The organism is Sphingobium sp. VMM, assembly GCF_056790315.1.
This window is the reverse complement of the sequence record NZ_JBXGSI010000006.1, coordinates 175,795-190,302: the sequence shown is the minus strand read 5'-3', so window position 1 is coordinate 190,302 and position 14,508 is coordinate 175,795. Positions and strand designations below refer to the sequence as shown.

The 14,508-nt window shown below is 63.3% G+C and carries 12 protein-coding genes; 7 read left to right on the top strand and 5 right to left on the bottom strand.

What is annotated here, in order from left to right:
* Positions 1 to 69: 69 nt before the first annotated feature.
* Genes carB through carA form a run of 4 tightly spaced genes read right to left on the bottom strand, consistent with a single transcriptional unit; the run spans position 70 to position 5,324 of the window.
* Complete coding sequence (carB, locus tag ACUCV3_RS10060; protein WP_048937320.1) at positions 70 to 3,405, bottom strand: carbamoyl-phosphate synthase large subunit; 3,336 nt, start codon at positions 3,403 to 3,405, stop codon at positions 70 to 72.
* Between the two features lies 1 nt (position 3,406).
* On the bottom strand, positions 3,407 to 3,781 hold the full coding sequence (locus ACUCV3_RS10055) for a hypothetical protein (protein ID WP_048937321.1): 375 nt from the start codon (positions 3,779 to 3,781) through the stop codon (positions 3,407 to 3,409).
* Complete coding sequence (locus tag ACUCV3_RS10050) at positions 3,781 to 4,149, bottom strand: ribonuclease E inhibitor RraB (RefSeq protein WP_010337196.1); 369 nt, start codon at positions 4,147 to 4,149, stop codon at positions 3,781 to 3,783. The genes ACUCV3_RS10055 and ACUCV3_RS10050 overlap by 1 nt, the downstream gene beginning before the upstream one ends.
* Entirely contained in the window at positions 4,146 to 5,324 is a 1,179-nt protein-coding gene (carA, locus tag ACUCV3_RS10045) for a glutamine-hydrolyzing carbamoyl-phosphate synthase small subunit (protein WP_048937322.1), read from the bottom strand. The genes ACUCV3_RS10050 and carA overlap by 4 nt, the downstream gene beginning before the upstream one ends.
* Positions 5,325 to 5,477: 153 nt before the next feature.
* Here carA and ACUCV3_RS10040 point away from each other — a divergent pair, with 153 nt between their 5' ends.
* The 7 genes from ACUCV3_RS10040 to ACUCV3_RS10010 all read left to right on the top strand — a co-directional run bounded on the left by ACUCV3_RS10040 (position 5,478) and on the right by ACUCV3_RS10010 (position 13,532).
* Positions 5,478 to 5,930, top strand: coding sequence for a GatB/YqeY domain-containing protein (locus ACUCV3_RS10040; protein ID WP_004211770.1), 453 nt, complete (start codon positions 5,478 to 5,480; stop codon positions 5,928 to 5,930).
* Positions 5,931 to 6,007: 77 nt separating this feature from the next.
* On the top strand, positions 6,008 to 6,409 hold the full coding sequence (locus tag ACUCV3_RS10035) for an endonuclease domain-containing protein (RefSeq protein WP_080993551.1): 402 nt from the start codon (positions 6,008 to 6,010) through the stop codon (positions 6,407 to 6,409).
* A 4-nt stretch (positions 6,410 to 6,413) separates the two neighbouring features.
* Positions 6,414 to 8,303 (top strand): DNA primase, encoded by a 1,890-nt coding sequence (dnaG, locus tag ACUCV3_RS10030; protein WP_137405403.1) that lies wholly within the window; start codon positions 6,414 to 6,416, stop codon positions 8,301 to 8,303.
* 43 nt (positions 8,304 to 8,346) lie between these two features.
* Positions 8,347 to 10,386, top strand: coding sequence for an RNA polymerase sigma factor RpoD (gene rpoD / locus ACUCV3_RS10025; RefSeq protein ID WP_004211766.1), 2,040 nt, complete (start codon positions 8,347 to 8,349; stop codon positions 10,384 to 10,386).
* A gap of 220 nt (positions 10,387 to 10,606) precedes the next feature.
* The gene (locus ACUCV3_RS10020; protein ID WP_037507512.1) at positions 10,607 to 11,290 is read left to right on the top strand and encodes a DUF6975 family protein; all 684 of its coding nucleotides are present in this window, start codon (positions 10,607 to 10,609) and stop codon (positions 11,288 to 11,290) included.
* A 99-nt stretch (positions 11,291 to 11,389) separates the two neighbouring features.
* Complete coding sequence (locus ACUCV3_RS10015) at positions 11,390 to 12,235, top strand: AAA family ATPase (protein ID WP_010337204.1); 846 nt, start codon at positions 11,390 to 11,392, stop codon at positions 12,233 to 12,235.
* Positions 12,236 to 12,485: 250 nt separating this feature from the next.
* Complete coding sequence (locus tag ACUCV3_RS10010) at positions 12,486 to 13,532, top strand: hypothetical protein (RefSeq protein ID WP_048937325.1); 1,047 nt, start codon at positions 12,486 to 12,488, stop codon at positions 13,530 to 13,532.
* Between the two features lie 60 nt (positions 13,533 to 13,592).
* On the opposite strand, the gene ACUCV3_RS10005 is transcribed toward ACUCV3_RS10010, so the two are convergent.
* A complete protein-coding gene (locus tag ACUCV3_RS10005; protein WP_048937326.1) occupies positions 13,593 to 14,462 on the bottom strand; it encodes a DUF3617 domain-containing protein in 870 nt (289 codons plus the stop codon).
* Positions 14,463 to 14,508: the final 46 nt, after the last annotated feature.

The following is a 14,508-nucleotide window of genomic DNA, read 5'->3' as shown; positions in this document are numbered from 1 at the left end:
TTCGTCAAAACTTCCCTTTGGCGGCGCCGAACGTGGCGCCACCCGCAGCATGCTTCCTGGTGAAGGGGATCAGGCGTGCGACCCAGGATAATAGGACTGGAGCGAGCGCACTTCAAGGGCGCGGTCCCGCAAAGCCTCGATTGCGTCCGCCGCAGCGACGCTGGCGGTCGCGGTGGTGAAACTTGCAATCTTTGCGCGTAGAGCACTGGTGCGGATCGCCTTGCTGTCCTTTAGGGACTGCCAGCCTTCGGTGGTGTTGAAGATCAGTTGCACGTCGCCATCGGTGATCCGGTCGACGATGTGCGGGCGGCCTTCGGCCACCTTGTTCACATGCTCGACGGCGATCCCCTGCCCTTCCAGATAGGTGGCGGTGCCGCCGGTGGCGATGATGGTGAAGCCCATGCCCGCCAGCTTCTGCACCGCCGGCAGGATCACCGGCTTGTCGCTGTCCTTGACCGAGACGAAGACGGTGCCGCTGGTCGGCAGCACGGTACCCGCACCCAGCTGCGCCTTGGCAAAGGCGGTGGCGAAATTGCTGTCGATGCCCATGACTTCGCCGGTGCTCTTCATTTCCGGCGAGAGCACGGGGTCGACGCCGGGGAAGCGGTTGAACGGGAAGACGGCTTCCTTGACCGCGACATGGTCGATCGCGTTGCGATCGATCTTGGGCAGATCCTTGATCTTCTCACCGGCCATGACGCGCGAGGCGATCTTGGCGATCGGGGTGCCGATCGCCTTGGCGACGAAGGGCACGGTCCGGCTGGCGCGCGGATTGACCTCGATCAGATAGACGATGCCGTCCTTGACCGCGAACTGGATGTTCATCAGGCCACGGACCAACAGGGCACGGGCCAGCACTTCGGTCTGACGCTCGATCTCGGCAATCACCTCGTCCGACAGGCTGTAGGGCGGCAGCGAGCAGGCGGAGTCACCGGAGTGAACGCCGGCTTCCTCGATATGCTGCAGCACGCCGGCGACGACCACATCGTCGCCGTCACACAGCGCGTCCACGTCCACCTCGACCGCATCACGCAGATACTGGTCGATCAGCACCGGGGAGTCGCCCGACACCTGCACGGCGGTAGTGATATATTCTTCGAGCTGGGCCTGGCCGTCGACAATTTCCATGGCGCGACCGCCAAGGACGTAGGACGGACGCATCAGCACCGGATAGCCGATACGATTGGCGACCGCGATCGCCTCCTCGCGGCTGCGGGCAATGCCGTTGGCCGGCTGGCGCAGCTTCAGCTTGTCGATCAGCGCGGCGAAACGCTCGCGATCCTCGGCCAGGTCGATCGCGTCCGGACTGGTGCCCAGGATCGGGATGCCGGCATCCTCCAGCGCCTGTGCGAGCTTGAGCGGCGTCTGGCCGCCAAACTGCACCAACACGCCCGCCAGCGTCCCCTTCGACATTTCTACTGCCAAGATTTCCAGCACGTCTTCGGCCGTCAGCGGCTCGAAATAGAGGCGGTCGGACGTGTCATAGTCGGTCGACACGGTTTCCGGGTTGCAGTTGACCATGATCGTCTCATAGCCGGCTTCGCTCAGCGCAAAGCAGGCATGGACGCAGCAATAGTCGAACTCGATGCCCTGGCCGATGCGGTTGGGACCACCGCCCAGGATGACGACCTTCTTGCGGTCGCTGGGCTGCGCCTCATTCTCCGGCTCGCCGAATATCGGGGCTTCATAGGTCGAATACATGTAGGGCGTCTTCGCCTCGAACTCGGCGGCGCAGGTGTCGATGCGCTTGAACACCGGACGCACGCCCAGCTTGTGGCGCAGACTACGCACTTCATCCTCGGTCACGCCGCCGGTCATGGCAACGACGGCATCGTGGATCAGGCCGCTGCCGCGGGCGACGCCGCGCTCATTGCCGCGCAGATTGGCGGACTTGAGCGCCAGCCAGGCGAGACGCTTGTCGGAAAAGCCCATGGCCTTGAGGCGGCGCATGCCGTCCGCATCGCGCGGCAGGCCGTGTTCCAGCACCTCATTCTCCGCCTCGACGATTTCCTTGAGGCGCTCCAGGAACCAGGGATCGAACTTGGCGATATTGTGGATTTCCGCGACGGTCAGACCTTCACGAAGGGCTTGCGCAGCGACCAGCAAACGATCGGGCGTCGGCTGTGCCAGGGCGGCGATGATGTCGTCCTTGGGCGCGCCGACCAGATGATCGACCTGGTTGAAGCCCGACAGGCCGGTTTCCAGACCACGCAGCGCCTTCTGCATCGATTCATGGATGTTGCGGCCGATCGCCATGACTTCGCCAACCGACTTCATGGCGGTGCCCAGCAGCGGCTCGGCGCCCTTGAACTTTTCAAAGGCGAAGCGCGGGATCTTGGTCACGACATAGTCGATGGTCGGCTCGAACGAGGCCGGGGTCGCACCGGTAATGTCATTCTCGATCTCGTCGAGCGTGTAGCCGACGGCCAGCTTCGCCGCGACCTTGGCGATCGGGAAGCCGGTCGCCTTCGACGCCAGCGCCGAGGAGCGCGACACGCGCGGGTTCATCTCGATGACGACCAGACGGCCATCCTTGGGATTGACCGCGAACTGGACGTTGGACCCGCCGGTTTCGACGCCGATCTCGCGCAGCACCGCCAGGCTGGCGTTGCGCATGATCTGATACTCCTTGTCGGTCAGCGTCAGCGCCGGCGCGACGGTGATGGAGTCGCCGGTGTGGACACCCATCGGATCGACATTCTCGATCGAGCAGATGATGATGGAATTGTCGTTGCGATCGCGCACGACTTCCATCTCATATTCCTTCCAGCCGAGGAGCGATTCCTCGATCAGGACTTCGGTGGTCGGCGAAGCATCCAGGCCGCCGCGGACGATGTTCATGAACTCGTCGCGATTATAGGCGATGCCGCCGCCGGTGCCGCCCATGGTGAAGCTGGGACGGATGATCGAGGGAAGGCCGGTGAACTCCAGCGCTTCCATCGCCTCTTCCATGGTGTGGGCGATGCGCGAGCGGGCCGATTCCAGGCCGATCTTGTCCATGGCGTCGCGGAACTTGATCCGATCCTCCGCCTTGTCGATCGCCTCGGCGTCGGCGCCGATCATCTGGACGCCGTATTTCTCCAGCGTGCCGTCGTTGAACAGCGCCAGCGCCGTGTTGAGCGCGGTCTGGCCGCCCATCGTCGGCAGCACCGCATCGGGCCGCTCCTTTTCGATGATCTTCGCCACGATTTCGGGCGTGATCGGCTCGACATAGGTCGCGTCGGCAAATTCCGGGTCGGTCATGATGGTGGCCGGGTTGGAATTCACCAGGATGATGCGATAGCCCTCTTCCTTCAGCGCCTTGACCGCCTGCGTGCCCGAATAATCGAACTCGCACGCCTGGCCGATGATGATCGGACCAGCGCCGATGATGAGGATGGAGGAGATGTCGGTGCGTTTGGGCATCTTATTTCTTCTTACCAAAAATCTTGGGGAAAAAGCCGATTGGCTTCGATGGTTCGGGCGCTGGAGGTTGACGCATCATTGCAGCCTCCCAGCCATCATATTCAACGCCGTAGCTGTCACAGAGGTCGCACAGCGCTGCCAGAGTCGTAGTTCGCCATTCTTCGCCGATGGCTTCATGTCGCTCGGCGATAATACCATCTGCATTGACTGTCGGCTTTACCGCGTAACCTAGTTCACGGAGCGAAGCGCCTAACGCTTCGAAGTTTCCGCCGTCCATAAAATGAAGGACATGACGGGCATCGCCGAAATCTTCGCCTCGATCAGCGAAGACGTTCAAGGTTTCCTTCGCCAGTTCGATCTGATCGCGGTTTGCCATCAATGCACGCCCCCCGCCTGCGCCTCGCAGCCCCAACCGTCATATTCGACGCCGCAGAGGATTTCGATCTGGAGGCATTTCTTGGTCAGCGCGCGGATCGAGGCTTCGTCGACCGGCTGCACGCATTCCAGGAACAGGAACAGGTCGCCTTCCTCATCCTCCTCCCGGTCCAGTTCGACGAAGCCGAACTGGCTGGCGATGGTGAGGACACGCTCGAAATCCTTCTCGCTGCCCCGGAAGCTGACGTCCACGGGCCGCGCGAGACGCGCGACGTCGCCATTGCGCTTCAGGTTGGCGAGAACCTCACGGTCCGCCTCCCACTCTGCGGCAAGGCGCGCTTCGTCAACCGGGGGCAGGTTCTGGCTCACGCCGCGACCGCGCCCTTGAGGCCATCGACGAACTTCTTGAACAGGTAGAAGCTGTCCTGCGGGCCGGGCGAGGCTTCGGGGTGATACTGGACCGAAAAGGCATTCTTGTCGGTCAGTTCGATGCCGCAATTGCTGCCGTCGAACAGCGAGACATGGGTCGAGCGCGCATTGGCCGGCAGCGTGTCGACATCGACGGCGAAGCCATGGTTCATGCTGGTGATCTCGACCAGGCCGTCCGACAGGCGCTTGACCGGATGGTTGGCGCCGCGATGACCCTGATGCATCTTGATCGTCTTCGCGCCGACGGCGAGGCCAAGCAGCTGGTGGCCCAGGCAGATGCCGAAAACGGGGATGTCGGCGGCCAGTACCTGCTGGATCACCGGCACGGCATATTCGCCGGTCGCGGCCGGATCGCCCGGACCGTTCGACAGGAACACGCCGTCGGGATTGAGCGCCTTGACCTGATCGAAGGTCGCGGTGGCGGGCAGCACGGTGACGCGCGCGCCGGCCTTCACCAGATTGCGGAAGATGTTGTTCTTCGCGCCATAATCGATGGCGACGACATGGGGGCGTTCCTCGCCCGCTTCATTGAGGCCATAGCCATGGCCGATGGTCCAGATGCCATCCTTCCACAGGCGGCTTTCCTTGCCCGTGACTTCGATGGCGAGGTCCATGCCTTCAAGGCCGGGCCAGGCGGCCGCCTTGGCAGCGAGCGCGGCGATGTCGAAATTGCCATCCGGATCATGGGCGATGACGACGTTGGGCGCGCCCTTCTCACGGATCATGCGAGTCAGTGCGCGGGTATCGACACCGGCGAGGCCGATGCGGCCGTTGTCCTTCATCCACTGGTCGAACGGTTCGACATTGCGGAAATTGCTGGGCGCGGTGACGTCCTGGCGCACGATGCAGCCGAGCGCATAGGGGCTGTCGGCTTCGACGTCGTCGAGATTGGTGCCGACATTGCCGATATGCGGGAAGGTGAAGGTGATGATCTGCCCGGCATAGGAGGGATCGGTCATGATCTCCTGATAGCCGGTGATCGAGGTATTGAAGCAGAGTTCGCCGACCGCGTCACCGACCGCGCCGAAGCCGCGACCGAAGACGGCGGAGCCATCGGCAAAAACCAATACCCCTGTCGCTCCTTTGGGCACAATGAGGGTCTTGGCGTCAGCCATGGTCTGCGGTCCTTTATGCTTTTGCGGGAACCCGTCTGGTGCGGGTTAAACGGCCGGTCACCTATTCCCGCAACGCGTGAAGGTCAACGTCTGTTAAAAATCTCTTTTCGCATTATATCTACTCCTTTCCCGAGAAACAGGATTAATTCGCCCATGATTCGCGACACCATCAAGAGCGCCCAAGTGGAGTCCATGAAGGCCGGCGACAAGGATCGCCTGGCCGCCGTGCGCCTGATCCTGGCCAAGCTCAAGGATCGCGACATCGAACTGCGCACCGCCAGCAATGTGCCCGACGACGACACGGTCGTGGTCGAGGTGCTGCAGAAGATGGTGAAGCAGCGCCGCGAATCGATCGACATGTTCAAGAGCGGTGGCCGCGACGAACTGGCGGCCAAGGAACAGGCCGAGCTGGACGTGATCGAAACCTTCCTGCCTGCGCAGCTGAGCGAGGACGAGACCCGCGCCGCGATCGAGGGCATCAAGGCCGAGATCGGCGCGGAAAGCGTCAAGGACATGGGCAAGGTGATGGCCGTGCTCAAGGAACGCCATGGCGCGGTGATCGACATGAGCAAGGCGAGCGGGCTGGTGAAGGCGGCGCTGAGCTGAGTTAGCACCGGGCTGACACGCGCATGCGATACTGACATAATAGCCCCTCCCTTCCAAGGGAGGGGTTGGGGTGGGTGATGGCGCTGCGCATCAATGCGAGACTCGGTCAATTTGCGCGCAAGATGCGGTGCGAGCCCACGGAATATGAACGCCGCCTTTGGGGCGCCCTACGCGGTTCCCAGCTGGACGGCTTCAAATTCCGCCGACAAGCCGTGATCGAACCCTATATCTGCGACTTTCTCTGCCCCCTCCTCGGCCTCATCATAGAAGTCGATGATGATAGCCATGATGCTATCAAGGATCGAGATAGAGACTTTGACCTTGCACATCAGGGCTATCTGGTTTTGCGCTTCTCCAACATCGACATTCGGGATAATCTGGAAGGCGTGCTGAGCGTCATTCTGGATCGTGCCCGCGCCATGCCGGAAAGGCAGAAGATCACCCACCCCAACCCCTCCCTTGGAAGGGAGGGGCTTTAATTAGATGACCCTCACGCCCCAATGGCTGGACGAGCTGCGCGCGCGGACGTCGCTTTCGACGTTGATCGGCAAGACCGTGAAGGTGCAGAAGGCGGGCCGCGAGTATAAGGCCTGCTGCCCCTTCCATAACGAGAAGACGCCCAGCTTCACGATCAACGACGAGAAGGGCTTTTATCACTGCTTCGGCTGCGGCGCGCATGGCGATGCGATCCGCTGGATGACCGACCAGCGCGGCCTGCCCTTCATGGAGGCCGTGAAGGAACTGGCGGCAACCGCCGGCATGGAAGTGCCCGCCGCCGATCCGCGCGCGGCCAAGCGCGCCGAGCAGGCCAAGGGACTGCATGACGCGATGGGCGCCGCGCAGAGCTTCTTCGAGGACCAGCTTGGCAGCATCGACGGCGGCGACGCCCGCGCCTATCTCGCCAAGCGCGGCATCAGCGACGCGACCCGGCGCACGTTTGGCTTTGGCTATTCGCCGGATTCGCGCGGGAAGCTGAAAGGCGCGCTCAAGGAATTTGGCGAGCCGATGCTGGTCGAGGCCGGCTTGCTCATCGACCCTGACGGCGAACGTGAAACATATGACCGGTTCCGCGGTCGCCTGATGCTGCCGATCCGCGATATTCGCGGACGGGTGATCGCCTTTGGCGGTCGGATCATCGGCCAAGGCGAACCCAAATATCTGAACTCGCCCGACACCCCGCTCTTCGACAAGGGGCGCACCCTCTACAATATCGACCGCGCCTCCCCCGCCAGCCGGCAGAGCGGCCGGGTGATCGTGGTCGAGGGCTATATGGACGTGATCGCGCTCGCCCAGGCCGGTTTCGGTGATGCGGTCGCGCCGCTCGGCACGGCGCTGACCGAGCATCAGATCGAGCGGCTGTGGAAGATGGTCGAGGTGCCGATATTGTGCTTCGACGGCGATGCGGCCGGGCAGAAGGCAGCGATCCGCGCGGCGACCCGCGCCCTCCCCCTGCTGCGCCCCGGCCATAGCCTGGCCTTCGCCACTCTGCCCGCCGGGCAAGACCCCGACGACCTGCTCCGCACCGAGGGGCCGCGCGCGATGGACGCCGTGTTGGCGGGCGCCCAGCCATTGGTCGATCGCCTGTGGGAGCATGAGCAGAAGGTCGGCCCGCTCGACACGCCCGAGCAGAAGGCGGCGCTCAAGCAGCGGCTGGCCGCCCATAGCGACTCGATCCAGCATCCCGATGTCCGCGCGCTCTATGCCCAGGCATTCCGGGAGCGCTATGACGCACTCTTCTTTGCCCGGCCGGATCGGTTTGGCGGCGGCCAGCGTGCCCCGCGCGGCTCCGGTGGCGGTGGCAGCCGCGCCGGCTGGCAGCGCGACAAGAAGGGCAATTGGAAGCCCCCCGTCCCGCCCGCCGGCAACGAGGCGCGGGAGATCGGCGCGAGCGGCATGGAACATCGGCTGCTGCGGGCGATATTGGCCAGCCTGCTGCGCGATCCGGAGCAGATTGTCCTGCACCGCGAGACGCTGTCAGGCCTGCGAATCGGTGATCCCGCGCTGGCGCGATTGCTGGATGCGATGATCGCCGCATCCTTCCGCAAAGAAACAGTTGAAACGCAGGCCCTCCTTACCATATTGGGGCAAGGTGACTTGTATAATATGGCTAAGGGGATGCTCCGGGCCGATACGTTCACATTCACCCCACATAGGATGACAACCGACCCCAGTCGCGTGCAACGCGACCTGGACGAGGCCATCCGGGTGATGGCGCAAGGACCGGAGCTGGAAACGGCGCTGGCGGAGGCTACTAGACGGTTCGAGAGCGACTTCAGCGAAGAGAATTTCGCTGAACAGCAGCGCGTCCGCGCGCTGAAAGCCGATCACGACAGCCGCCTGGCGGAACTGGCGCAGTCCGAAGACATTGTTTGATTGAGGCTCGTTCCTGTCGGGACGACGGAGTTAAGGCGAATAGATGGCGACCAAGGCGAACAGCAAGAATGGCGGGATGGGCGATGGCGAGGATGGCGATGCCCCCCTGCTCGACCTCAACGAAGCGTCCGTCAAGAAGCTGATCGCCCGCGCGAAGAAGCGCGGCTACATCACCTATGACGAACTGAACGATGCCCTGCCGCAGGACCAGATGTCCTCCGAGCAGATCGAGGACATCATGTCGGCGCTCAACGAGATGGGCGTCAACATCGTCGAGAATGAAGAGGCGAGCGAAGACGGCGACGAGCAGCGCGAGCGCGAGGAAGCCGACGACGCCGACGATGATTCGAGCGACGATGACGGCCCCAAGCTCGTCACCGAGAAAAAGAAGGAAACGGTCGATCGCACCGACGATCCCGTGCGCATGTATCTGCGCGAAATGGGCGCCGTCGAACTGCTCAGCCGCGAGGGCGAAATCGCCATCGCCAAGCGCATCGAGGCCGGCCGCGACACGATGATCCTGGGTCTGTGCGAAAGCCCGACCACCTTCAACGCGATCATCGAATGGTCGACCGCGCTCAACAATGGCGAGATGCAGCTGCGCGAGATCCTCGATCTCGACGCCATGCTGTCCAAGGATCCTGCTCCTGAAAATATGGAGGAAGGCGCCGAGGATGATGATGGCGAGATCAGCGAGAAGACCGCTGGCCCCAGCTTCAAGGAAGAGGAAGAGCCGGAGGAGGAATCCGCCGACGGCGACGAGGACGAGGATGGTGCGCCCCGCGCCCGTCGCGAGGAGGACGAGGAAGAGGACAACACCCTGTCCCTCGCCCAGATGGAAGAGACTTTGAAGCCGATGGCGCTAGAGAAGTTTGCGACCATCACCGAAATCTTCCGCGCCTTCTCCAAGGCCCAGGAATCGCGCATGGTCGCCATGGCGAACGGCGAGAGCCTGAGCCAGAAGGCCGAGGACAGCTATCATGAGCTGCGCGAGCAGCTGACCGCCGAGGTCGAGAGCGTCCAGTTCCACCAGCAGAAGATCGAATATCTGGTCGACCAGCTCTATGCCTATAACCGGCGCCTGACCGCGCTGGGTGGTCAGATGCTGCGTCTGGCCGAGCGCCACAAGGTCAGCCGCAAGGACTTCCTCGAGCGCTATATGGGCCATGAACTGGACGATGCCTGGCTGGAAAAGGTGCAGGGCCTCGACAAGAAATGGGCCGCCTTTGCCGCTGCCGAAGGCCGCGCGGTCGAGCGCATCCGCAACGAAGTGAGCGAGATCGCCCAGGCGACCGGCATGTCGCTCAGCGAATTCCGCCGCATCGTGAACATGGTGCAGAAGGGCGAGCGTGAGGCGCGCATCGCCAAGAAGGAAATGGTCGAGGCGAACCTGCGCCTCGTCATCTCCATCGCGAAGAAGTACACGAACCGCGGTCTGCAGTTCCTGGACCTTATCCAGGAAGGCAATATCGGCCTGATGAAGGCAGTCGATAAGTTCGAATATCGCCGCGGCTACAAGTTCAGCACCTATGCGACCTGGTGGATCCGTCAGGCGATCACCCGTTCGATCGCGGATCAGGCGCGGACCATCCGTATCCCGGTCCACATGATCGAAACGATCAACAAGCTGGTCCGTACCAGCCGCCAGTTCCTGCACGAGCAGGGCCGTGAGCCCACGCCGGAGGAAATGGCCGAGCGCCTGTCGATGCCGCTCGAAAAGGTGCGCAAGGTGATGAAGATCGCCAAGGAGCCGATCTCGCTCGAAACGCCGATCGGCGACGAGGAAGACAGCCATCTGGGCGACTTCATCGAGGACAAGAATGCGATCATCCCGGTGGATGCCGCGATCCAGGCGAACCTCAAGGAAACGGTTACCCGCGTCCTTGCCAGCCTGACCCCGCGCGAGGAACGCGTACTGCGCATGCGCTTCGGCATCGGCATGAACACCGACCATACGCTGGAGGAAGTGGGCCAGCAGTTCAGCGTGACCCGCGAGCGTATCCGCCAGATCGAGGCGAAGGCGCTGCGCAAGCTGAAGCACCCCAGCCGCAGCCGCAAGATGCGCAGCTTCCTGGACCAGTAAATCCGGTCAGATTATCGCTTCAAACAAGGGCCCGGCCGGACATTCCAGCCGGGCCTTTTGTTTTTCAAGACGATAGCATCATTTGTTAACCATAACGGCCTAGACCATTGGTGCCACATTTGCGACCAGCCGAAGCGACAAGTTTAACCCGGCGTTTACGCACCATGCCCTAAATTATACCCAGCGGCGCCCCTTACGCCGTTGCCACAGGGAAATTTCTATGAGCGAAGTGACGGCGCTGCGCCGGGGCGACGATATTGCGCAAATCCTGGACATGTTGGTTCGGGCCGATGGCAGCTATAGCCACAGCTATCTGGCCCAGGCGAGCCAGGATGCCCGCTCGCGCGATGGCCTTGGCCTGCCCGACCTTGCCGATGCCGCTTATTATCTCTGCCTGCTCCATGGTCGCCATCCCGGCGTGATCGACCATGCCGCCACCCGCTCGGTCGACAATGCCGCGCGCCGCTGGCTGATCGAGGCCGCCGACGCCTTTGCGCGGGAGCGCGCCTATCTGACCCAGGTCACCGTGGCTGCTGGCCCCGCCCCCAGCACGGCGGGCCAGAGCAGTTGCGAAACCATCGTCAGTCAGCAGCGCCATGCGCTCGACATGCTGGCCCAGTCCGACCGGCGCGGTTGCGCCATGGGCGCAGCGATCGCGCTGGTGCTGGACTGGCGCGCCGTGCGCAAGCTGCTGGACATTGCCGCGCTTCGTGCGGGCATCGAACCGGTTCCCTGCTCTTTGCCCGATCATCGGGCAACGCTGGACGTGGCGCGCGCCATTGGTGGCGATCCGGCCGTTGATCGCGCGATCCAGTTCGGCATGCGCCAGCTGCTGGCCCAGCATCGCGGTCTGTGGGATGTGCTGGAGGCGCGCGCCGCCATCCGCCGGCAACAGCAGGACTGATCCATCGCCCCACCGCTTGCCGCAACGCACAAACGCGTTGCGCCCCAATCCCGCTTTGCCTAGTCCGGTCCTCCAGCAATGATGGAGCGGAAGAGAGCCATGCGCTTTGAGGGCACCCAGGATTATGTCGCCACCGACGATCTGAAGGTCGCGGTCAATGCCGCGGTGCTGCTGCGCCGGCCGCTGCTGGTGAAGGGCGAACCGGGCACCGGCAAGACCGTGCTGGCCCAGGAAATCGCCAAGGCCATTAACGCCCCCCTCATCGAATGGAACGTCAAGTCGACGACCAAGGCGCATCAGGGCCTGTATGAATATGATGCGGTTGCCCGCCTGCGTGACGGCCAGCTGGGTGACGAGCGGGTCCACGACATCGCCAACTATATCCGCAAGGGCAAGCTATGGGAGGCCTTCACCTCCCCCACCCTGCCCGTCCTGCTGATCGACGAGATCGACAAGGCCGATATCGAATTTCCCAACGACCTGTTGCAGGAACTCGATCGCATGGCCTTCCATGTCTATGAGACCGGCGAGACGGTCGCGGCCAAGGAACGGCCGGTCGTCATCATCACCTCGAACAACGAGAAGGAATTGCCCGACGCCTTCCTGCGTCGCTGTTTCTTCCACTATATCAAGTTCCCGGATCGCGAGACGATGCAGGCGATCGTCGATGTCCATTTCCCCGGCATCCAGAAGATGCTGGTCAGCCGGGCAATGGACATTTTTTACGACATTCGCGAGGTGCCCGGTCTCAAGAAGAAGCCCAGCACCAGTGAATTGCTCGACTGGCTGAAGCTGCTGCTGAACGAGGATATGCCGCTCGACGTGCTGCAGAATGCCGACCCGACCAAGGCGATCCCGCCGCTGCACGGCGCGCTGCTCAAGAATGAGCAGGACATCATGATGTTCGAGCGCCTGGCCTTCATGGCGCGGCGCCAGGGGCGCTGAGGCCGCCGGCCAGCCTGGCCGAATCGCGCTCCTGACATTGGGCGAACCCGGCCTGGTCGTGGCCGAAGGCGTCATCCCCACCGATGCTGCGCCGCAATGGACCTGTCACGGCCCGCAATTGTCGCGATTTCCGGGGCAAATGGCCCCGCCGGCGTGAAGGCGGCTTGCGCCCCTGCGGAATCCGTGATTTTCTGATCCTCTGTCATTCAAGGCCGCGCCAAGACGGTCTGGATCGAGAGAGAGGATGCCAATGCCCCGACGTGCGTTGTTCCTATGTTCGATGGCCCTCTGCCTGGCTCTGCCCTCGCTGGCGCAGGCTGCGGACGATATCGAGGCATGGACGCCCAGTGATACTGCCATACGTGCCACCGCCGCCGGCATCAGCCTGCCGCAGACGGTCGCCAGCCTGTCGTTGACCAAGAGCGGCGAAGTATCGAACGGCGGCAAGGGCATCGACAATTACGCCCAATATATTTCGCAGGATGGCGCCATCCAGGCGACCCTCTATGTCTATCTGCCCACCTATGCCGACGCTTCACTCGCCGCTTACATGACCGACAAGGCGGTTATGGAGCGGTTCGGCGGCAAGACCCATCGCACCGCTTATGACAGCGTCGCCGCCGGCGGCCGCGCGGGCACGGCGATCCGCGCCGTCTATGACGATGCCGCCGATGGCGCGCTGACGACGGCGGCCGCCTTCGCCCATGCCGGGCGCTGGATGGTGAAGCTGCGCGTCACCGGGCCGACCGAACGCCGCGCCGAAGTGCTGGCCGGGTTGGACGGCATGCTGGCCGGCCTGAAATTCGACGATGCGACAAGCCTTCACGCGACCAGCCCGGCCAGCTTCGGTGCCTGCCCGACCGGCGATGGCAGCGACGCCCGCCTGACCAAGGCCGTGCCCAGCGGCACCGCCGGCCAGCCCGTGCCGCAGGAGGTCCGCATCCCGCGCGAGGGCAAGGATAATCTGTGCATTCGCGGCACCGTCCAGACCGCACAGGGCAGCTATGACATGCTGCAGCAGACGGGGCGCAGCGATGGCGCGATCATCGTGCCGGTCGACGATAGCGGCACTGTCCTCGCCTTCGATCCCGCCACCCGCGACCTTGGCTATCAACTGTCGATCCATATGGTCGGCCAGACCGACCTTTACGGCGTCTATGACAAGGTGCCGAGCGGCCGCCAGATCGCCGCGATCCTGGACGGCAAGGATCCCCAGACCGCCCAGGCCGAAGCCACGGCACTTTATGCCGCCAATGGCGAGGTTACGATCAGCCAGGGCGCGCGCAAGCCCAACTGAGGCGGTTTTAGAAAATCCTGGGCGCTCCGGACATTATCCGGAGCGCCCTTTCGCTTCCGATCAGCGGCCGGGGCACACGCCGACGCGTTCCCCCGACAATTCGGTCTTCAGGCTGCCGAAGAAGCGCGGCTTCTCGGGGCCCTTGCCGCGCGGCCCCCGTCCGCCAACAGTCTTGTGTTCGGCAGATGCCTCCAGCGCATCGCCCGTGACCGTTCCGTTCATCCTGCCATAGGAAAAGCCGCCATGCGCACGGCCGCAATATAGTCGCCCCTCGAATTTTCGCCCTGACACAGTGACCCGCCATTGGCGGCATCCATGCGGGCCACCGGCCCCAGCCGGCAGAGGTGGCCCCTCCACGGCATAGCGGATCGCCAGATCATCGCGGCGATCGGGGATGCACGCCTCCCACTGGCGGGTGCCGGGAGGATGATGTCCGGATATGCTGCTTACATAGGTCCCGATCTCGGTAAAGCGCCACAGGCCAGGATTGATGGCATGGCGCGCGCCGGTGACGATGATCGCGTCGGATTTTTCGGCTTCGTCCGCTTGTGCATCCTGCCCGGCAGGGGCGGTTTCAAGTGCGGCCTCGCTTACCAGTGCAGGCAGGGTACCCCGATGATTGGCGAGATCATCGATCCGGGCATTGACACATTGCTTGGCCTCTTCGCGCCTTGTCTTCCCGTCGAGCAGGCATTGCTGCAGCAACATGCAGATCGCCCGGTCGGCGGCCGGCGTGCCGGTCGTCCCGTCGAGATTGCAGGCCTTGAGCCAGGGGCCACGAAGCGCATATTCGATGTTGATGATCTTCATCCGGGCGGCGATCACGACGATCTCGTCCTGGGCCTGCTGGGGCGTATCGGTCCCCAGCGCCGCGCCCGACGCGCCGAGCAGCGCCAAAGCCACACCCCGCGTCCATCGCCGTCCCGCCATCGGCAGCCTCTCCTCATTTTTTGTCGTTCCGTCAGCTTAACGATCA